Source organism: Echinicola marina (assembly GCF_020463795.1).
GTDB lineage: Bacteria > Bacteroidota > Bacteroidia > Cytophagales > Cyclobacteriaceae > Echinicola > Echinicola marina.
Genome location: NZ_CP080025.1, coordinates 3,379,462 through 3,401,389 on the forward strand (window position 1 = coordinate 3,379,462; position 21,928 = coordinate 3,401,389).

Annotated in this window: 13 protein-coding genes; 11 read left to right on the forward strand and 2 right to left on the reverse strand. The window is 40.6% G+C overall.

Annotation, left to right across the window (positions count from 1 at the left end):
• The first annotated feature begins 77 nt into the window (after positions 1-77).
• The 11 genes from KZP23_RS13840 (at position 78) to KZP23_RS13890 (ending at position 18,769) form a co-directional block, all read left to right on the forward strand.
• Positions 78-2,768: an alpha-L-rhamnosidase gene (locus KZP23_RS13840; RefSeq protein WP_226332325.1), complete on the forward strand. Its 2,691-nt coding sequence runs from the start codon at positions 78-80 to the stop codon at positions 2,766-2,768.
• 224 nt (positions 2,769-2,992) lie between these two features.
• Positions 2,993-3,586: an RNA polymerase sigma factor gene (locus tag KZP23_RS13845; protein WP_226332327.1), complete on the forward strand. Its 594-nt coding sequence runs from the start codon at positions 2,993-2,995 to the stop codon at positions 3,584-3,586.
• Between the two features lie 528 nt (positions 3,587-4,114).
• Positions 4,115-5,131, forward strand: a complete 1,017-nt coding sequence (locus KZP23_RS13850) for a FecR family protein (protein WP_226332329.1) — start codon at positions 4,115-4,117, stop codon at positions 5,129-5,131.
• 156 nt (positions 5,132-5,287) lie between these two features.
• A complete protein-coding gene (locus KZP23_RS13855) occupies positions 5,288-8,716 on the forward strand; it encodes a SusC/RagA family TonB-linked outer membrane protein (protein ID WP_226332330.1) in 3,429 nt (1,142 codons plus the stop codon).
• Between the two features lie 11 nt (positions 8,717-8,727).
• The gene (locus KZP23_RS13860) at positions 8,728-10,782 is read left to right on the forward strand and encodes a RagB/SusD family nutrient uptake outer membrane protein (protein WP_226332332.1); all 2,055 of its coding nucleotides are present in this window, start codon (positions 8,728-8,730) and stop codon (positions 10,780-10,782) included.
• A 16-nt stretch (positions 10,783-10,798) separates the two neighbouring features.
• On the forward strand, positions 10,799-11,782 hold the full coding sequence (locus tag KZP23_RS13865) for a DUF4973 domain-containing protein (RefSeq protein ID WP_226332333.1): 984 nt from the start codon (positions 10,799-10,801) through the stop codon (positions 11,780-11,782).
• Between the two features lie 85 nt (positions 11,783-11,867).
• Positions 11,868-13,325, forward strand: a complete 1,458-nt coding sequence (locus KZP23_RS13870) for an IPT/TIG domain-containing protein (RefSeq protein WP_226332335.1) — start codon at positions 11,868-11,870, stop codon at positions 13,323-13,325.
• A gap of 360 nt (positions 13,326-13,685) precedes the next feature.
• Complete coding sequence (locus KZP23_RS13875; protein ID WP_226332336.1) at positions 13,686-16,160, forward strand: glutaminase family protein; 2,475 nt, start codon at positions 13,686-13,688, stop codon at positions 16,158-16,160.
• 31 nt (positions 16,161-16,191) lie between these two features.
• Positions 16,192-16,884, forward strand: a complete 693-nt coding sequence (locus KZP23_RS13880) for a basic secretory family protein (RefSeq protein ID WP_226332338.1) — start codon at positions 16,192-16,194, stop codon at positions 16,882-16,884.
• A gap of 393 nt (positions 16,885-17,277) precedes the next feature.
• Complete coding sequence (locus KZP23_RS13885) at positions 17,278-18,441, forward strand: glycosyltransferase family 4 protein (protein WP_226332339.1); 1,164 nt, start codon at positions 17,278-17,280, stop codon at positions 18,439-18,441.
• Positions 18,442-18,466: 25 nt separating this feature from the next.
• Complete coding sequence (locus tag KZP23_RS13890; RefSeq protein ID WP_226332341.1) at positions 18,467-18,769, forward strand: hypothetical protein; 303 nt, start codon at positions 18,467-18,469, stop codon at positions 18,767-18,769.
• A gap of 69 nt (positions 18,770-18,838) precedes the next feature.
• Here the strand turns inward: KZP23_RS13890 and KZP23_RS13895 are convergent, their stop codons facing one another.
• Positions 18,839-19,612, reverse strand: a complete 774-nt coding sequence (locus tag KZP23_RS13895; protein ID WP_226332343.1) for a glycosyltransferase domain-containing protein — start codon at positions 19,610-19,612, stop codon at positions 18,839-18,841.
• A 1-nt stretch (position 19,613) separates the two neighbouring features.
• Entirely contained in the window at positions 19,614-21,884 is a 2,271-nt protein-coding gene (locus tag KZP23_RS13900) for a glycosyltransferase (protein ID WP_226332344.1), read from the reverse strand.
• Positions 21,885-21,928: the final 44 nt, after the last annotated feature.

Here is a 21,928-nt window from a genome sequence, read left to right on the forward strand (position 1 = left end):
AAAGTGAAGGTCAGTTGTTTGGATGAAGTGAATTGACAATTTTGGAAAAGGATTTTAACAATAACCATAAAATACCAATGAACTTTACATATAGACTGACGTTGCTGGTCATTATACTTTTTGTTTTTTTTCATTCAGCTTGGTCCCAAGTTGGTTTGCGTTGTGAATACCTTAAAGATCCTTTGGGCATAGATGCTGCCCAGCCTCGTTTGACCTGGGAAATGAATGATAAGCGGCCTGGTGCGCAACAAACAGCTTTTAGGATAATTGTCTATTCATCTACTAATGCTTCCGGTAATCAGCCTGATGTCGTTTGGGATACGGGCAAACAGCCAGGTGATCAACAACTCATCACTTATTCGGGGAAGTCATTAAGGCCGTTTACGACCTATTCTTGGACTGTCGAAGTTTGGGACAAGGAGGGGGAAAGTTTGGGAACGTCTTCAGTGGCCCATTTTGAGACGGGTATGATGGCTGAGGAAAACTGGCAAGGAGCCTGGATAGGAGATGGGCAATCCAAAGCAGTCAAGCCTGCGCCCTATTTCAGAAAGGAGTTTGATGCCAAAAAGAAAATTAAAAGTGCGAGGGCATATATTGCCGTTGGTGGATTGTATGAGCTGAGCATCAATGGAAAGCGAGTCGGCAATCACCAACTGGACCCTGCCTATACCCGGTTTGACAGGAGGCTTTTATATGTTACCCATGATGTAACGGAATTCCTTCAGGAGGGGAACAATGCCCTAGGTGTTTTGCTGGGTAATGGCTGGTATAATCATCAGTCTACTGCAGTTTGGGATTTTCACCAGGCACCTTGGAGGAACAGACCTACATTTTGTTTGGATCTGAGGATTATCTATGAAGATGGAACAGTAGAGACCATTGGGACTGGAAAGGATTGGAAGACCCATTTGAGCCCTGTTATTTTTAACAGTATTTATACTGCTGAGCATTATGATGCAAGATTGGAATTGCCTGGCTGGGATCAAGCAGGATATGATGATGCCGAATGGGAAGATGTCTTTTACCGCTCAGCTCCTAGCAAAACCATAGTTGCTCAAGTGATGCCTCCCATTAGGCATAATGTGCGCTTGTCCGCCAAAAGTGCCCATAAGATCAATGACAGCACCTATGTGTTTGATGTGGGCAGAAACATTTCTGGGGTAAGTGAAATCACCTTAGCTGGCCAAGAGGGGACCACTTTAAGACTGAAACATGGAGAAAGGCTAAAAGAAAATGGTCAAGTGGATATGTCCAATATTGATGTACATTATAGACCCACAGATGACACGGATCCATTTCAAACGGATATTTTTATTCTTAGTGGAAAGGGAAAAGAGACTTTTGTTCCCAAGTTCAACTATAAAGGCTTTCAATACGTGGAAGTAACTGCGGATAGACCCATTGAACTAAAGAAAGATAACTTAAGTGCTTATTTTATGTACAGTGATGTGCCAGAAGTGGGAGGGATCAAGTCCAGCAATAATACCTTGGATTTACTTTTGTCTGCCACCAACAGTTCCTATTTGTCCAATCTCTTTGGCTATCCTACCGATTGTCCCCAAAGGGAAAAAAATGGATGGACAGGAGATGCCCATATAGCGATAGAGACAGGACTTTACAGTTATGATGGTATCAAGGTCTATGAGAAATGGATGGACGACCATAGGGATGAACAGCAGCCCAATGGTGTTTTGCCTTCTATTATTCCTACTTCAGGTTGGGGCTATGAATGGGGAAATGGCCCAGATTGGACCAGTACCATATGCTTGATTCCATGGAATGTATTTCTGTTTTACGGTGATCAGCGGATTTTGGAGGAGAATTTCGAGGCCATGAAAAAGTATGTGGACCATATTACGGCTATCAGCGAGGATGGGCTTACGGCATGGGGATTAGGTGATTGGGTACCCGTGAAATCAAAATCTCCAGTTGAGTATACTTCTTCAGCATATTATTATGTCGATGCCAAGATTTTGTCAAAAGTAGCCGGTTTATTGGGGCAAGTGGAAGATGAGGTAAGGTATGCCGCTTTGGCCAAGAAAATCCGAAAGGCCATTAATGACAAGTATTTAGATAGGGAGCGGGGAATTTATGGTTCAGGCATACAAACAGAGATGAGTGTAGCCCTTCAGTGGGATATCGTTCCAGATGAACTGAGGGCAAAGGTAGCTGAAAATTTGGCCAAGCGGGTTGAAAAAGACGGTTTTCATTTGGATGTTGGACTATTGGGCACTAAAGCTATTTTAAATGCCCTAAGTGAAAATGGTTATGCTGATGTGGCTTATAAAATGGCTTCCCAAGAAACCTACCCTTCTTGGGGCTGGTGGATAGTGAATGGGGCTACCACACTTTATGAAAACTGGAATATCGATTCTGAAAGTGATATCTCCATGAACCATATTATGTTTGGCGAAGTAGGGGCCTGGATGTATAAGGCTCTGGGTGGTATTTTGCCAGACCCTGAGCAGCCAGGATTCAAAAATGTAATTTTGTCACCGAATTTTGTGACGGGATTGGATGCTTTTGAAGTCCATCATACTGGGCCATATGGGGAAATTAGGTCAGCATGGCAAAAAGAGAAAAAGAATAGACTGACTTATAAGGTCCGTATCCCGGCCAATTCGACTGCAAGTCTGAGGTTACCTTCAGGAGCCAGGCTGAAGCAAAGTGATAAGACAGTGCTTCAGCCAGTTTTGAAAGGAAGAACCTATGATGAGTATAATATCCGGTCAGGGGAATATGACTTTGATATATTGTTGAAACCTTAAATTTGGTGAAAGTTGTTATATCGACAAACGCATTATTGGTGAATGGTTTATTTTTGAAATTAAATTCTGTACTGAGATTTAATTTGTGAATTTATGGGTGGTGAGTTTGCATTTTTTAAATCTATTGTGTTCATTTAGGGCTAGAAGATGTTCAAGTCTTCTTTTTATTTTCTAAATAGCTAAACCGATTTAGGGTTTTGGCTTGAATTAGATGTATAGACCCTATGACCTGTTTAATTGAAGATTTCAAATTGGTGGAGAGAATAAAAGCGCACGATGAGGAGGCTTTTCACCAACTTTATCTGCGTTATGCTGCGAAGATTTATAGAATTTCCAAGCGAATGGAGATGAACCACCATGATGCAGAAGAAATAGTGCAGGATGTGTTTTTGTACTTGTGGAACAATAAGGAACGATTGAATTCCGATCTATCCATCAATGCCTTTATTTTTTCAATTGTCCGATCATTAGTCATCAAAAAGTCCCAGAAGAAAGCCAGGTTTGTAGCCTATCAGAAATATGCCATTCCGCTAAATCAGACATATTCTACTGTTACAGAGGATGAAATCATCTTTGAAGATTTATATGCCTATGCGCTTCAGGCGATAGATTCCTTACCTGAGAAGCAAAAGGAAGTCTTTGTCATGAGGACAGAACAGCATTTGAGTGCTGAGGAAATAGCGAGCCAATTGGATGTATCTGTGAGGACGGTTGAGAACCAGATTTATCGGGCCACCAAATCATTAAGAAAGAAATTGGAGACAGAACATGGTGTGTCCTATGGGGTAGTTCTCTTGTTTTCAGAATTCCTTTTATAAATTTAAGGTTACTTGCTACTATTTACTCCTACTGGTATGAATGTGCATAACCGAATTATTTCAATGCTTCCTTATAAGAATCCATCCTAATATTAATGAATTTTAACATTAGGATGAGGCAACCCTACCGATCATTCCTAAAAGTTGGGGGATTAAACAATATTTCTGGGGGTGAATAAGCTCAAATTTAAATTTTGCCTACCCTTGTCAGATTAAGTGTAGTTGAAGCAATCAAGCTGCCTAGACTGCGTAAAAGGATGAACACAGATGTATTATAAATAGGCATATCCGTGTTCATCTTTATCCATCTGTGGTTAATATATAGCGCATATCAAAGCTAAAACAGACTGTTTTTCCCTGCTTTTCGGCTTGGTAACCTGTTAATCCCCAAGTTTCCGCTTGAACCTAACTGCATGAATGAATCCATTCAATGGGCTATTGGAGAGCTTGAAAAAAATAATTTTTTTTTTGAGCCTGCGTGAGTATTTCACTTGACTTAAGGGTATATCCATTTGTAACACAATTCAAATGGATAGAGAACAACAGTTAAAAGCATTTTACCAAGGGAATTTATCTAAAGAAGAGGCCGAAGATTTTTTGCAATGGTACCATTCTAAGGAAGGTGAAGCATATATGTCTTCGAAACTCAAAGAGCAGTGGGATCAACAAGATCCGGTGATGGAAGAGTACAGCTCATGGGACAGGGAAGTTTTATTTAAGAAAATCAGCACAAAAAAGGAGGGAAGTAACCAGTCTTCAAGCGATCAATCAATCAAGTTAAAGACTGGCAAGCATTGGGGCTTTAGTATAGCGGCTAGTTTGGCCATTTTATTTACGGTCAGCATATTGGGCTACCAATACATGTTGGACCACCAAACGAGTCCAATAGAAACCCAGGCCATGATTACAAAATCAAATCCTGCGGGCCAAAAATCCAAAATTATCCTGCCCGATGGCAGCAAAGTTTATTTGAATGCGGAGAGTACGATTCGCTATCGGAAGGAATTTAAGACTAATCGGCAGGTAGAGCTGGAAGGGGAGGCATTTTTTGAGGTTTTTTCGGATAAGGAGCATCCATTTAGTGTAAGGAGCAAGGGATTGGTTACCAAAGCGCTTGGGACAGCTTTTAATATCCAAGCTTATAAGGATTCGCCCTTGACAGAAGTGGCCCTTACCCATGGCAAAGTAAGTGTAGAAGAAATAGGTGGAGCAAAGTCCGGAGAATTGATTCCTGGGGAAGCGATTATCAGTGAGGGGACAGATAGTGATTTTAGAAAAGAAAAAATAGATGTGGAGAAGGTGCTTTATTGGAAAGAAGGGATCCTCCATTTTGACGAAGATACATTTGAGGAAGTTGTACGGACTTTGGAACGCTGGTACAATGTTAAGATCACAGTGGAAGGAAGGTATGACAAGGGCTTTTTATGTTCCGGTACTTTTGATAAAAATGAATACTTGGACAATGTCCTTAATATACTCAGTCATTCCAGTGGTTTTGAGTACCAGATAAATAAAAGACAAATCAATATGAAATTCAATCCATAAAATAAGCTAGCCTATGAGATAATAACTCCAAAACGAAAGAGTCCGGGAATGTACTGGCATACGCTCCCGGACAAGAAATCAATCCAACAAAAGGCAGCATATGGACTGGACCTCCAACTGCCTTTATAACCTATGTTAAATTGATATACCCAAAATATGAAACAAAATTTAACCCAGAAAATTATTATGGTCTCAAAATATGCAGGCTACTGTTTTATTTTCCTGACCTTGACAATGAGCTCGGTTCTGGCAGGCAATTCATCTGCCCAGGTAAAGAGCATCGAGGAAGTGTTTATAGAGCTGTCCAGTGACCAAAAGACCTTAGCAGAAGTCTTAGAGCAGATAGAAGAAAATACTTCTTTTCATTTCTTTTATACGGACAGGAATGTCGACAGGAATCAGTTGGTAAGTATTTCCAATCAGAAGGCTTCGGTAGCAGAACATCTGAAAGAGATGGCGATGAACCTTGGATTGGAATTTCGACAGGTCAACAATAGCATTAGTGTCAAGAAAATAAAGGACAAAGGTGTGGTCATTACTACTCCGTCCATAGAAATATTCAAAGAAGTTACCGGTGTGGTGACCGATGAAGAAGGAGAGCCCCTTCCCGGAGCTTCCGTACTGATTGAAGGCCAGGCCAATAAAGGAACGGTTACGGACATTGAAGGGAATTATTCCATAGATGTGGAAGAAGGTACTACCTTGATATTTAGTTATATAGGCTTTGAAGCCAAGAAGGTGGTAGTAGGAAACCAAAGTAAGATCGATGTGGTGCTGATGGTTAATGCGGAATCATTGGAAGAAGTGGTAGTTGTGGGCTTTGGTGAGCAGAAAAAGATATCCTTGACCGGTGCTGTATCCACTGTAAATACAGAGGACCTGAAATCAAACCCAACTTCAAGTTTGTCAAATGCGCTGGCCGGAAATGTACCTGGCGTTTTGGGGATGATGCAATCCGGGCAGCCTGGAAAAAATATTTCTGAATTCTGGATTCGTGGTATATCCACTTTTGGTGGAGGAACCAATCCTCTTGTATTGGTGGATAATATTGAGAGGGATTTGAATGAACTAAATATAGAAGACATCAAGTCCATCACTGTACTTAAAGACGCTGCTGAGACGGCCATGTACGGCTCCAGAGGAGCGAATGGTGTAATCCTGATTACCACTAAGAGGGGTAGCGCTGGGAAAATAGAAGTTAATTTCAAAGATGAGTTTATCTATAATACCCGTACCATTACGCCAGAGTTTGAAGACGGGGTGACTTATGCTAAGCTTTTGAATGAGTCGCGGGTAACCCGGAACCATGCACCGATTTATCAGCCAGAGGAATTGGAAATCTTGCGTCTTGGATTGGATCCAGACTTATATCCAAATGTGGACTGGCAGGACTTGCTCCTAAAAGATGGTGCCATGACCTATCGCGCCAATTTGAATATGAGTGGTGGTGGACCGACATCCCGTTATTATGCATCTGCAAGTTATATAGATGAAGGAGGGATGTATGAAATCGATGAGGCCTTAAAGGATGATTATAATACCAATGCCAATTATAAACGTTGGAATTACCGTTTGAATGCAGACTTTAACCTTACTGAAACGACAGAGGTCAAAGTGGGCGTAGCAGGTTCCCTCAGCAAGCGTAATAGTCCTGGATTGGGTGATGTGGATTTCTGGGGAGCATTTTTTGGCTATTCTCCTATCCGTACTCCTGTTTTGTATTCTAATGGCTATGTGCCAGCAGTAGGCACAGGAAATCAGACCAACCCATGGGTAATGGCTACTCAAACAGGTTTTAATGAAAATTGGGTCAATCAGGTACAGACCAATGTTACTGTTGAACAGGATCTGAAATTTGTAACTGAAGGTCTTCGAATGAGGGGAATCGTGGGTTATGATACGCGAAACAGTAATAATATTCAGCGTCGTAAATGGCCTGAGCAATGGCGTGCTGATCGTGCCCGAGATATCAACGGAGATTTGGTGTTTACCCATATTTCCAATCCTAGTGAAATGCAACAGTCCAGTAGTTCTTCTGGTAATAGACTTGAGTTTTTTGACTTGATGTTCAATTATGATAAGAGCATCGGAGACCATCATATAGGAGCGGCTACCAGATTGACTAGGGATGCCTATGTGCAGACAGTCAATATAGGAGGTGATATCAAAAATGGTATTGCCCGAAGAAACCAAGCACTATCCGGTCGCCTTTTATATAATTGGAAATACAGATATTTCGCCAATTTAAACTTTGGATATACTGGATCTGAGAATTTTGCACCCGGCCAACAGTATGGGTTCTTCCCCGCAATTTCATTTGGTTGGAATGTGGCAGATGAGTCGTTTGTTAAAAATAACATCAGTTGGTTGAATCTGTTCAAGATCCGCTACTCTTATGGAAAGGCCGGTAATGACCAATTAATGGGTGGAGAGCGTTTCCCTTATTTGTATACCATGGAAGAGCTTGTTAATGGAGATGGTGATCCTACAGGTGGTTACCAGTGGGCTGACTATGGCTTTGATCGTTACTTTGGCGGTTTGAGGTATTCACAGGTGGCCTCACCATATGTAACTTGGGAAGTAGCGACAAAACAAAACCTAGGTTTTGACATCGAAACCAACAGTATTACAGCTAACCTTGATTTCTTTGATGAAGAGCGTACGGGGATTTACATGGCCAGAGAGTTTTTGCCAGCTATGGTAGGATTGGAGAGTACGCCTAGGGCCAATGTGGGCATCGTGAAGTCCAGAGGTTTTGATGGACGTTTTAAGTTCATCAAGCGAATAGGTAAAGTTACCCTGACTACCAGAAGTAATATTACTTACAGTAAAAATGAAATCGTAGAAAGGGATGAGGAGAATAATGTGTACGGTTATCAGAACCAAGAAGGCTACCGTGTAGGCCAGTCCAGAGGTTTAGTGGCATTGGGTCTCTTTAAGGATTATGATGATATCAGAAATAGCCCAACACAAACTTTCGGCCCTTATCAGCCAGGAGATATTAAGTACAAAGATGTAAACGGTGATGGTGTGATCAACGATGGTGACCGTGTCGCTATCGGTGCTACCAGGAGACCTAACCTGATTTATGGATTGGGTGCATCTGCACAATGGAAAGGATTTAGCTTGGGTGTACACTTTCAAGGAGCAGGTAAATCCACTTTCTCTACTTATGGAAAAACAGTATTTGCCTTCAGTGAAGGAGAGTGGGGACAGGTCATGAAGGGAATCATGGGCGACAATCGTTGGATTGATTCTGATATTTCAGAAGATCCTTCCACTGAAGATCCTAATGCCTCTTATCCTCGACTAAGTTTTGGTCCAAATCCTAATAACTTCAGGGAATCTACTTTCTGGCTACGCGATGGCCGATATCTTCGTCTCAAGACGCTAGATTTAGGATATAATTTACCTAAACATTTGACCAGGCTGGTTAGAGCCAAAAATATTCGATTGTTTGTGGTGGGAACGAATCTGTTCACTTGGTCTAAGTTCAAACTTTGGGACCCAGAATTAGCCACTCCTAGGGGAGAAGACTATCCGCCAGCTAAATCTTTCACCTTGGGTATTAATGTTAACCTGTAAAAAGAGAAGAGATGAATTTGAAGAGAATATATATAATAATATTGTTTGTTTTCACAGGTTTAATTTCTGCTTGTGATGGCGACTATCTGGATTCCAGTCAATATTTTAAAGACAGACTTACAGAAGAAAAGGTTTTCCAAAGTAAGGTCTATTCGGAAGAATGGCTGGCCAATGTATTTGAGGAGCTAAAAGGAATCAATGCTGATGTAGCCAGTAAGGGTGTTACTCCCCACAACTTTGCCGATGGCATGTTTTATGGCGATAGGGACAGTGAATATGATCCGTCCAAGAACGAGTTGTCCTACAATATGTTCAGGATGGGACAATATGGCGAAAATGATAAGCAGGGTACTTGGACACAATGCTATAGAGGTATACGTAATGCGTCCACCTTTATTCATAATATCTATATGAATACAGAACTTTCAAATGCGGAAATAGAGGATTATAGGGGACAGGCACGTTTTGCAAGGGCTTATTTATATTGGTTGTTACTTCGTAAATATGGTCCGATTCCATTATTACCGGATGAAGGGTTAGATTATACAGATAGCTATGATGAATTAGCTGTCCCAAGAAGTAGCTATGAAGCTTGTGCTGAATTTATCAGCGAAGAAATGCTGATGGCGGCAAAGGAAATGGAGAGGAGAGGAATGGTACGTGGACAGGATGGTTCCGCCCGTCCCTCTGTAGGAGCAGCTTTGGCTACCCGAGCGAAAGTATTGATCTATGCGGCGAGTCCCCTGGCGAATGGAAACAACTCGGATTATGCAGCACGTTTGACAGACGATCAAGGTGAGCGACTGCTCTCTGCTGATTATCAGGAAGAGAAATGGGCAAAAGCGGCAGCAGCTGCCAGGGACGTCCTCGAACTCGGAGTCTATGAACTCTATACGGTGCCTGTTCAGGAAACAGGAGATGATGCGACAATTATCCCACCATATGATGAGGATTTCTCGGACAAAAGCTGGCCAGAGGGCTGGGCAAATATTGATCCGGCAAAATCTTACGCCAAGGTGTTTGATGGGACCTTATTGCCTTCCGGTAACCCTGAATTGATTTTTACCCGAGGTAATAACCAAGATGGAGAAAGTATAAGAGCCATGGTAGCTCACCAGTTGCCACGTTCGGCTACAGGCTGGAATACCCAGGGGCTAACTCAAAAATTGGTTGATGCCTATGCGATGAATGATGGCACTGATATACCTGGAAAGGACAAGGAAATCGGTCGTGGAGACGGTTCTGAACGTGTAAGCGGTTTTGTGAGCCAAGAGGATTATGATGCAGGGATGTATAGACCTTTGCGACCAGGTGTTTCTTTGCAGTATGCCAACAGGGAACCCAGGTTTTATGCTTCTGTGGCCTTTAATGGTAGCTTTTGGACCTTATTGAATGAATCCCAAGAGCGTAACCGTAACCAACAAGTATTCTACTATCGTGATAACCCTAAAGGAAATGGCTTTAATTCATCGAATGCCTACTGGCTGAGAACCGGTTTTGGGATGAAGAAATATGTACATCCTAGTGATACTTACGAGGGGGGGAGTTTGGCGAATATTGTTCCTAAAGCCGAACCTGCCATTCGTTATGCGGATATATTGCTGCTCTATGCAGAAGCTTTGAATGAATTGGATGGGGCGTATAATATTCCTTCTTGGAACGGTGGAAGTTATAGTATCTCCAGAGATATTGCTGAGATGCAAAGAGGTATTCACCCTGTGCGTATCCGCGCGGGTGTGCCTGACTATTCAGCAAGTGTATATGCTGATAAGGATGAGCTAAGGAAAAAGTTAAAACGTGAGCGTTTTATTGAGCTTTTAGGAGAAGGACAGCGCTATTACGATTTGCGTCGTTGGATGGATGCTCCTGTGGAGGAATCTTTGCCAATCTATGGTTGTAATGTGCTGATGAATGAAAATGAAAGGGACTTATTCCATCAACCTGTGGCCATATGGGCACTTGAAACCACTTTTGCTGATAAGATGTGGTTCTGGCCAATTAGCCATACCGAACTAAAGCGGAATAACCGCCTTACTCAGAATCCTGGATGGACTTATAACGATTAATTTAAAAAGCATTATCATGAATAAATCATATATGTCGTTTCTTCTGCTCACGCTGATTATCATCTGCAGCTCTTGCAATGATGAGTGGACGGAAGAACAATTTGAAAATTATATCTCATTCAAGGCTCCCTTGACCAATGAAGGGGTATGTGATATCTATATCCGTTATAGGGGAGAGGAAAAGACCACCTTCCAGCAACCACTGATCGTGAGTGGGTCTACGACCAACGGTAAAGACAGGACAGTGCACGTAGCGGTGGATTCCGATACCTTGGAAGTGCTGAATTACGAGCACTTTCAGAATCGAGAGAACTTTTATTATAGAGAACTGAATAGTGAGTACTATTCCATTCCTTCCACAGTGGATATTAAAGCTGGTGAGAATACTGCTTTGATGCCTATCGATTTTACGCTAAAAGATATTGATATGGTTGAGAAATGGGTACTTCCCATCAATATTGAGGATGATCCAGCCAATAGCTATATCCCCAATCCGCGTAAATATTATCGCAAAGCTATTTTGCGTATTCATCCATTCAATGACTACTCCGGTAGTTACAGTGGAACTGCACTGAAAACCACCATGGAAGGTTATGAAGATGAAACGCCGATTGTAAAAGAGGAAATCCGAGGCTATGTAGTAGATGAAAATACCATTTTCTTCTACGCAGGTAATATCGATGAAGATCGTCAAGATCGCCGCAACTATAAAGTTTACGCTACCTTCAATACGAATGGGGGAGTGACTTTCCATTCGGATAATCCTGAAATGAAGTTCCAGGTCAATAAGGACGCAAGTTACACCATAACTGAGCAGATGGATGAAGTTCGTCCATATCTTTTATACCGTTATATTACCATCAATAATATTGATTACCAATTTTCAGATTATACCATGGTGCCCAATGTCGATATCAACTATAAGGTGAAGGGTTCATTGATTTTAGAGCGTCAGTTGAACACCCAAATCCCTGATGAAGACCAGGCGATAGAGTGGTAATAAAGCGCAGCAGCGATACGGTTTAAATTGGGCTTGTACCCAGAAAGTATTGTGAACTTTAAATCTAAAAATTATGCAAATAAATATGATAAATATAAAATGGGGCCGCTATACACTGAACTTGGTGTTGGCCTTGCTAATTGGGCTATTTTATAGCTGTCAAGTTGAGGAAGAAGGGCTTGATATAGGAGAGGCCTTTGATCCATCCCAACCTGTAGTGGTGTCCAATTTCACACCTTCTTCTGGAGGGGCAGGACAGCGACTTGTTATTTATGGTAAGAACTTCGGAAATGATAAAGATATCGTTTCGGTATTTATAGGTGGAAAAGAAGCCACAGTAATCAACGTAAAAGGGGATGCCTTATACTGCTTGGTTCCCAGACAAGCTTTTGGAGGTGAAATAGAAGTACGTGTAGGAGGCGAGGGCCGAGAGGTTACGGGAAATTCCAGCAAGGATTTTAACTATCAGCGAAAAATGGTTGTGTCCACTTTGGTAGGATATAAAAACGACCGTGGAGATGAACCCTGGAAAGATGGTAAATTTAAGGCCGATGACCCAATTGATATGGCAAGTGGTTTTTGGGAGCCCTCTTTTTTCAAATTTGATCCACTCAATCCTAAGCACCTATGGGCTGTATTTGATTTCAATAATGGATTGTATTTGATCGATTTGGAAGATAGTACGGTAACCAAAAAACGTTCTGATTTTGATCGGCCAAGAAGTATTGATTTTACCCTTGATGGCCAGTATATGATCATTGCCGAAGATAGAGGCGGAGAAAATGACCGGGCGACCTACCGATTGTCCCGTGATAAAGATTGGCAGGACAGGGAAGTAATGACCAGGTACAGACAGTGTAATGGAGCTGCTGTCCACCCTATCAATGGAGAGCTTTATTTCAACAGTTATGAGAAAGGCCAGTTTTTCCGTTTTGACCTGAACAAGTATTTCAGCGAAGGATTGGGAGTCAAAGATTACGAGACCTTGTTTGTAGTACAAGATCCAGGATGGGAGTACAAGATATTTATGCATCCTACGGGCAATTATGCATATATCATGGTCATCAACCAGCACTATATTCTTCGAGTAGATTATAATTGGGAGAAGAAACAGTTTAATCAACCTTATCTGGTCTGCGGTCAGTTAAGAGGAGCAGGTTACCAAGATGGTGTAGGTTCTGATGTTCGCCTAAGAAACCCCTATCAAGGCGTGTTTGTGAAAAACGAAGAATATGCGGCTGAGGGCAAACCAGATGAATATGATTTCTATTTTACAGACCAGTATAACCATTGTATCCGTAAGCTGAGCCCACAAGGTAGTGTGACCACATTTGCCGGTAGGGGAAGTTCTAGTATCAATCCTGACCCATGGGGTTATGTAGATGGCGATTTGAGGGAAGAAGCCAGGTTTGATAGACCATCTGGTCTTGCCTACAGTGAAGAGGATAAAGCCTTCTATGTCGGTGATCAGATGAATCATAGGATTCGTAAGATTGCTCTTGAGGAGATGGACGAAGAGGAGTCAGGTGAAGAAGAAGACTAAAAATCAGCCTTGATACTGTTTTAATGAAAGGTATCATCAAATTCATAAAGCCTTTTGGGGTGGTTTTTCCCCAAAAGGCTTTATCTATGAATGCGTGTTTTGTACATGAATTTGGAGATTGAACAAGGGATATGAATGTATTTCAAGCCCTAAAAACAAACCATTAATTAGAAAAAATATCCATCAATTAACTAAAACTATTATTTAGAACGGCTGTGCTGTCAGGGAGTATTTATAGAAGATGAGATTAGAATCAAATCATTTACAAAGATTTCAATTTTGTGGAGATTGTTTTCCTTTTTCAAATTACCAAAGCTTCTTTTGTGGACAGTAAGTAGTGCCTTTTAGAAAATTAAACCTATGAAACGAGTAAAAAGAGTAAAGCAAGCAATTGCAAAGATCACCTTGGGTTTGGGCTTAATGATAGGTACGGAGACTTTGGCGCAGGATGCGCTTAGGGCACCGGCCTATCCATTGATTACCCATAATCCCAATCTAAGTATCTGGTCGATGAACGACCAGCTAAACCAAGAATCTCCAAAACATTGGACAACAGCCGAACATGGGCTTTTGGGGCTGATAAAGGTGGATGGGAAACCCTATCGCTTTTTAGGCAAAGAATCCAAGGTATTCAATGCCGTGCTTCCTACTACTGATCAGCGTGACTATAGTATGCGCTATACTGAAAAAGCCCCCAAACCCGGATGGGAACAAGTAAGTTTTGATGACAGTGCATGGGAAAAAGGAAAGGCTCCTTTTACAGATCGCCGTGATGTGGATGGTACTTTTTGGAAAACTGATGATCTATGGTTGAGAAGAAGTTTTGATCTGAAGGACAGTGAAAACTTGGAAGAACTATTCCTGAAGATTAGGCATGATGACAATATCAAGGTTTATCTCAATGGACAACAAGTCTATCAATTGAAAGGATTTATTCATCGCTATGATTATATAGAAATTCCCCAAAACATTAAAAAAAGCCTTAAAGAAAAAGGCAATGTGTTGGCAGTGCATATTAGAAATACAGGTGGTGGAAGATGGTTGGATCTAGGATTGGCAGAAGGAGTGGTCCAGCCTGAAATGGAGCAGCTGACTGCAGCTGTGCAGACAGGAGTCCATCTTTCAGCCACCCAAACCCAGTATGAATTTGATTGTGGTGATGTAGCCTTGACCGTGAATTTCATGTCTCCTCTGCTATTGGATGACCTGGACCTTCTGGCAAGGCCGATTTCTTATATTACCACGGAAGTCAAAAGCAAAGATGGCAAAGACCATGATGTCCAGATTGCCCTTGGCGTGTCTTCAGATTTGGCGGTCCACCAGCCTAGCCAAGAAGTTGCTGCTTCTAGGTATCAGGATGGGGAATTGGATATCATGAAAGCAGGCACGGTTGAGCAAAATGTTTTAGGAAGAAAGGGAGATGATGTGCGCATTGACTGGGGTCATTTGTATGTGGCTACTGTAAAAAGTGAAAATACCCAGCATTGGTTAAATAGCGGTGGCAATATATTGGGAACTTGGGATAAAAGCCATTCTACAAGTCAAGACCTTCAGTCTAGGGGGATCATGTTGAATACAACAGTGGATATGGGGAATATTGGTTCCAAAGCGAAGGAGCAATTGTTTTTGCTTGGTTATGACGAAGAACTCGCTATTCAGTATTTCGGGAAAGACCTGAAGCCTTGGTGGAAAACCGCTGAAGGTGGAAGTTTTGAAGCTTTATTAGGAAAAGCAGCAGATGAGTATAGAAGCATTGCTAAGCGATGTGAAGCTTTTGATAAAAAGATGTACAAAGAAACGCTAAAAGCCGGCGGAGAGAAATATGCAGATATGTGTGTTTTGGCCTATCGTCAGGCCATAGCTGCCCATACCTTAGTGGAAAGTCCAGAAGGGGAATTGCTGTTCATGTCCAAAGAAAACAATAGTAATGGTTCCATCAATACCGTGGATGTTACCTATCCTTCAGCCCCACTTTTCCTGCATTATAATCCGGATTTGATGAAAGGGATGCTGAATGGGATATTTCATTATTCAGAAAGTGGCAGGTGGAAGAAACCTTTTCCTGCCCATGATCTAGGTACCTACCCAATAGCTAACGGACAAACTTACGGGGAAGACATGCCGGTGGAAGAGGCTGGTAATATGCTCCTGTTGACAGCAGCAATAGTGGATCAGGAAAATGATCCTGCTTATGCCAAAAAGCATTGGGAGGTATTGACCGTTTGGGCAGAGTACCTGAGGAAAAGTGGCTTTGATCCCGCTAATCAGCTTTCTACAGATGATTTTGCAGGCCATTTGGCAAGGAATGCCAATCTTTCTGTTAAAGCTATATTGGCATTGGCCGCTTATGGGAAAATGGCCGGAACGATGGGAGAAAAAGATGTCGAGGCGGATTATATCAATGAAGCTAGGGAAATGGCCAAAAAATGGATGAAGTTGGCCGATGACGGTGACCATTATTCCTTGGCTTTTGAAACACCAGGCACTTGGAGTGAAAAGTATAATTTGGTTTGGGATGAAATCCTGGACTTAAATGTATTTCCTGAAGAAGTGGCTGATAAGGAAATTGCTTATTATCTGACCAAGCAGGAGAAATATGGCTTGCCTCTGGACAGTAGAAAAACCTATTCCAAATCAGATTGGGTATTTTGGACAGCTTCCTTGGCTGATAATGAGGCCGATTTCAAGGCTTTAATTGCTCCTATGTGGAAATATGCCAATGAAACCCAAAACAGGGTGCCTATTAGTGATTGGCACGAAACTACGGACGCCCATGTGATGAATTTCAGGGCCAGGTCTGTAGTAGGAGGTTATTTTATCAAATTGCTTTATTAAAAAGACCTGGATAATTCTAATAGAAAAAGCTATGAACATCAAAAGACTAAGCCTAGCCCTTGTAATGAGTAGCATGACTGTATTTGGGCTATACGCCAAAGGAGAAGTAGAGGACAAAGAGGTTATTAAAAAGGGCAAGTATACCTTGACTTTTATCAATCAAGATCACGATTTGGATGAGACTGTGAAGGAAGGGTTGATCAAAACCTTTTTTAAGGTCTACCCGAAGATGGTCAAAGACTTCAACCATGAGGCAACTAAATTGGTCACAGTGACGATTGATACAGCCTATAATGGGGTGGCCTATGCCCATAATGGGAAGATTACTATCGCTTCGCAGTGGTTGGACAAAAAGCCTGAAGATCTGGATGTAATCACCCATGAGGGGATGCATTTAGTGCAGGCATATCCCGGAGGATCTGGTCCAGGCTGGCTTACTGAGGGAATAGCTGATTATGTTCGTTATGCCTATGGTGTGGATAATGAGGGTGCTGGCTGGTCCTTACCTGATTTTGATAGCAAGCATCATTATAAGAACAGCTATAGAATCACAGCCAGATTTTTGCTTTGGATCAACCAGAATTTTGAAGGGGATTTTGTCAAGCGTATGGATGAAAAAATGCGAAACAAGGAATATACGGCATCGCTTTGGAATTTGTACACGGGCAAGTCCCTAGAAGAGCTCTGGGAAGAATATGCCAATGATCCTAAAGTGAAAATATGATTTTTTGATAAGATCTAATTCATGGCCGGAATTTCAGTCTGGCCATGAATTAGATTTGATAATCCACTATGATGTCAGTATGCATAAAACCTTTGTTCTTTTCTCCCTTTTCCTTAAGTACTTTTCTAAGATTATTTTTTTATTAATTTTGCTTTAATAAAAATACCAAAATCTCATTTTTGAAAATAACCAATGAAAATTGCACAGATTTTGGGTAAGTCTTAATAAGGATGTTTTGTGAGCGACTTTAAGTTGTGCAGCTTAAAGGATGTTGATTATCCTTTTATTAAGTTTTTTGAGAATATTTAGAAATGAGCTGTAGCGGTATCATTTTTATCTACGTCTTGTTGAGGTATTGGCAGACGAACCAACAAACCACAAATTACTAATCACATGAGAATTGGATTTGATGCAAAGCGAGCTTTTAAGAATTTTACAGGATTGGGCAATTATAGCCGGTTTATCCTGAAATCGCTAAGTGATAATTTTCCAACAAACAAATACTTTTTATTTACGACTAACTATAATCGTAAAAGTGAGGAAATAGCGATCGCTTGCAGTAATCCCAATCAGAAAATCGTATTGCCAAATGATATGTGGAAGTTGCCCGTGTTGTCTGGAGCATGGAGGAGTGTGTTTCAAGGCATCAAACATCTGGATAATCAATTGGAGATTTTCCATGGACTGAGCAATGAAATTCCCTTTATCAAGAACAAATCGACCAAATATGTGGTAACAGTACATGACCTATTATTCTGTAGGTATCCTGAATTATTTAATCCCATCGATGTACAGATCTATAAATTAAAAATGGAAAGATCCTGCCGAGAGGCAGATCAAGTAATTGCCATCAGTCATCAGACCAAGGAGGATCTGGTGAACTTTTTGGGGATAGATGCCCAGAAAATACAAGTGGTTTATCAGGGCTATCATGAAAACTATAATAGAGAGGTGACAGCTGAGCAGTTGAGGTTGGTCAAGAGAAAGTATGGTCTACCGAATAAGTATTTGTTTTTTGTAAGTACGATAGAAAAAAGAAAAAATGTCCAGTTGATCCTCAAAGCCATGAAGCAGCGGCCTGATTGGAAGCTGCCTCTGGTAGTTGTTGGAAGAGCGACATCGTATATAAGTACTTTGAAAGCGATGGTAGAAGAATATGGTTTGCAGGATAGGGTGATTTTTCTGCATCATGTCTCTTTTGAAGACCTGCCAGCCATGTACAAATTGGCCCATGTGTTTATCTATCCTTCTTATTTTGAGGGGTTTGGGATACCGATTATAGAGGCCCAAAGGATGGGGACACCAGTGATCACCAGTACGGGGTCTTGTTTCCATGAAGCAGGGGGAGAAGGGGCGCTCTATGGGGATCCAGATGATCCATCAGCATTGGTCCAGCACCTAGAAAGTCTTTCTAGGGAGGACATTCGTGCAGAATTTATAGACAAGGGGTTTAAAAATATTGCGAGGTTTGACCAAAGTATTATTTCCAGGGATATCATGAATGTCTATCAACAGGTATTGGAAACCTGCCCTGCCAAGCCCGCTTTGGTGACATAAGAAAGAAAATCAAATTTTTATAGATATGAAACTTAGTTTATTTATTGTTCTTTTTTTAGCTGTTTTTTTCAGTGCATGTACCGATGATGATAGGCCAGTATTACAGGTGGAGGCAAAAATAGTGGATGGAGGAAATCCCGCTGTGGATGGCTGTGGCTGGTTGATGGAGATTAATGGTGAAAACTATAAGCCAAAAAGTTTAAAAGAACAATTCCAAATTGATGGCTTGGAAGTGATTCTCTTTTATTCTACCACGGGGGTAAGTTACTGCGGTATGGGAAGTAATGAGCTTACTTCCATAGCTGTAGATAAAATTTATAAGAAATAATATAAATTCATTTTAATTCCATAAAGCGCTGATTTTGCTTAATAGTTGATAGTGGTAATTGAATCAATTCTATTTGATATGCCTTTTGGAATACCCGAATATTTTTCTTCGGATTTTATGAAAATTCCTTTTGAATGGCCCGTATTGTTTGATAAAAGGTTCGTGTTTCTTAAGTTCTCCAAAAGGATTTTTTTCTGGAATCCAATCCAGTGTTTTAAAGTTTTGGAAGTTTAACTTCCAAATGGAATAATTGAAGGACAACTGATCTCGTCTACTTCTGGTGATGACTTCATTCCACCAAAAATCCAGTAGCTCATCCAACCTTCTGTCGGATTTTCGGAACTGAAGACCCCCTAGATTAAGACCGTATTTTTCTGGAAAACCTTCTTCTCTATAAAATTTTTCTTGGGCGATAAATTTTTCAGGCTTGTCCATATTATAGAAAAGGCAAGCTTTAAACTCCTCATAGATACAGTTTCTCTCAGGATGCTTTAATATTGCCAATAGGGTGTCATTAGATAAATGTTCCGAGAGAAGATGTTTTACCCTTTTAGTAGTAATGAGGTAATGGGCATCGACATAGATATTATAATCATATTGTTTATTTAGGACCTTATGTGGCTGTAACTTATAGAAGCGATTTTCCAAAGTTGGATCTTCAAACTGCCTTTTAACCCTTATGATTTTAAAGTTTTTGGACTTCAATAGTTTATTGTCCGTAAAGCAAATCAAATCCACCTCAGTAAGCAATTCTTCGGGGAAAAGAGGCTCTCTGATAATATCGTATTTGCCAAAGATGGCGGTATAGATAACGGTGTTTTTCTTGTTTTTATATGAACTCATATTAAACAATTGTAGTGAGGGTTTTCTTTACAGATTCTATTGAATAAGGAGCTAATGCCTTGTGACAATTTTCAGAAATCTTTGACCAAACTTGTTCATTTTGATAGAGGTATAATATTTTCTGGATGAATTCCTCTGAAGAATTAGCGATAACTATATCATGACCATTTACTAGTCCCATTCCCTCTGCTCCAATGTTTGTAGTAACCACAGGAAGCTTATATGCCAAACTTTGTCCTATTTTTCCTTTCATTCCTGCTCCAAATCTCAAAGGTGCCACAAATACCCTGTTATTTTCAAAATATTCAGAAACATCTTGGACAAATCCAGGGACTTTTACTAGATCGCTTCTAAGTTGTAATACTTCTTCAGTGGGCTTACTTCCCAGTAAGGTAAGCTTCAGATTGGGGAGTTCTTTCCAGATTTCGGGCATGATTTCCCGTACTAACCATATGGCGGCATCAATATTTGGCGGGTGATCATAAGCACCAATAAAGAGCAAGCCTTGTCTTTCATCAAAATTCAGTTTGTTTCTAATGATTTCTGGTTCATGAATGTTGGGGATAACAGTGACATTTTTAATTCCTTCATTTTCCAGCATCACCTTTTCGCTCTCGGTTACGGTAAATGTATGAGTAGCAGCTTTTGCGATGTCCAATTCTTGAAGTTTTACTTTGGCTGCGCTTAATTCTAAGGTTTTGTCCTTGTTTTGTTCTGCCTGTCTTTGTAGCCTTATATGATGAAGATCCACCGTGTCGTATATCCATTTGGCTTTTGGAAATTTTTCAATAAGCCATTTATAACTTTCATTTAATTCAGGACGACTGATCCAAATAGCATCGCATGAATCGATCGTTTTATTGATTTCTTTTATCATCCCAGCTCGGTTGGGATACCTGAAGAGTACTTCGATGCCCAATTCAATCATTTGATTGTAATAGGGTTGGGTTTTTCTAGTGTCCCCAGGGATAAAGGTAATGTGGTATCCCAGTTCTTTTAGGATTTTCAAGATTTGGTAGGCTCTAAAGGAGCCAGAGTTTTTATCGTATTCTGGAATTATGGTATCGATAAAAATCAACCTTTTTTGGGCCAATAGTCTACGACTTCCAGGTTCCATGTTATGGTCAGCATAGTGATTGGAAAGTGCTAAACCCCATTTTTTCTTAAACTTGATTTTATTGATATCTTGAAACCTCTTTACAGAATCTTTTTTAGCTCTTTTTCCAGAGGTAATGCCTTCAAAATGGATGACTTCAGAAAGAGGGTGGTATATTACCTTCTTTCCTAAGTGATTCCTCACGGCGAAACATAGATCGGTATCTTCGTAATAGGCAGGAGCATATTGCTTATCAAACGTTCCTAATTTGTCAAAATCTGCTTTACGAATCATCAAACTTGCACCGGAACAATAGTCGACTTCTCTGATATAATTGTAACTAGGCCTTTCAGGAAGATCATTCCTTCCATAATTAGCGCCTGAAGCATCACGGAATATCATGCCTCCAGCTTCCTGTAGGAGCCCGTGGGCATAGACAAGTTTACTGCCGACACATCCTACCTCTTCATTATTAAATTGTTTAATGAGTGGGTTAAGCCAGCCCTGTCTAACTTGGGTATCATTGTTCAGAAAATACAAAAAGTCTCCCTTGGCAATTTGACTTGCCAAGTTGCAATTTTGTAAAAATCCTTGATTGTCTTTATTTCTAATATACCTGACACCTTTAACATTTCTTTTGAAAAATCCTTCCGTATCATCTTGAGAACAGTCATCGATCACAATAATCTCTATGGGAATGTCTTTTGGAAAATTGTTCTTTATGGATTTTAAACAATTAAAGGTGTATGCCAATTGATTATAAACTGGAATAATGATGGTTATGTGAGGAACAGACTCTTCGTCAAAGGAGAGTTTTTTAGTTAATATTTCTTTTGAAGTCAGCAGTGGCAGGACATTCGAAGGAACGAAATACCGATAACCTAATAAGGTCAATAAACATTCTTGAAGCCGAATAGATACATCTGATTTTCGATCAGGGTTAAAAAAAACAGATCTTTTTGTATTGAAAGCCTGTTTTATTTCATTCAAGACACTTCGCTTAAGAAAAATTGCTCCAATTAATAGTGAGGAAATTCTGATTAGATAATAAAGAATGAATTTTGGACGAAATCTAATGGAATCATCCTTTCCGCCATCTTTTCCTTGATAGAATTTTCGGTTGATTTTAAAACAATACTTTGTATTATACTTGTCTATCCATTTATAGATCTTCATATTGAATCAGTCGATGCTACGAGGTAATGAAATTGATTTTGCGA

Coding starts and splice junctions, on each gene's coding strand:
- KZP23_RS13850 (WP_226332329.1), top strand. CDS start 4,115: ATGGATAGAGAACAACAGTTAAAAGCATTTTACCAAGGGAATTTATCT.
- KZP23_RS13900 (WP_226332344.1), bottom strand. CDS start 21,884: ATGAAGATCTATAAATGGATAGACAAGTATAATACAAAGTATTGTTTT.
- KZP23_RS13865 (WP_226332333.1), top strand. CDS start 10,799: ATGAATAAATCATATATGTCGTTTCTTCTGCTCACGCTGATTATCATC.
- KZP23_RS13885 (WP_226332339.1), top strand. CDS start 17,278: ATGAGAATTGGATTTGATGCAAAGCGAGCTTTTAAGAATTTTACAGGA.
- KZP23_RS13880 (WP_226332338.1), top strand. CDS start 16,192: ATGAACATCAAAAGACTAAGCCTAGCCCTTGTAATGAGTAGCATGACT.
- KZP23_RS13855 (WP_226332330.1), top strand. CDS start 5,288: ATGAAACAAAATTTAACCCAGAAAATTATTATGGTCTCAAAATATGCA.
- KZP23_RS13875 (WP_226332336.1), top strand. CDS start 13,686: ATGAAACGAGTAAAAAGAGTAAAGCAAGCAATTGCAAAGATCACCTTG.
- KZP23_RS13860 (WP_226332332.1), top strand. CDS start 8,728: ATGAATTTGAAGAGAATATATATAATAATATTGTTTGTTTTCACAGGT.
- KZP23_RS13840 (WP_226332325.1), top strand. CDS start 78: ATGAACTTTACATATAGACTGACGTTGCTGGTCATTATACTTTTTGTT.
- KZP23_RS13895 (WP_226332343.1), bottom strand. CDS start 19,612: ATGAGTTCATATAAAAACAAGAAAAACACCGTTATCTATACCGCCATC.
- KZP23_RS13890 (WP_226332341.1), top strand. CDS start 18,467: ATGAAACTTAGTTTATTTATTGTTCTTTTTTTAGCTGTTTTTTTCAGT.
- KZP23_RS13870 (WP_226332335.1), top strand. CDS start 11,868: ATGATAAATATAAAATGGGGCCGCTATACACTGAACTTGGTGTTGGCC.
- KZP23_RS13845 (WP_226332327.1), top strand. CDS start 2,993: ATGACCTGTTTAATTGAAGATTTCAAATTGGTGGAGAGAATAAAAGCG.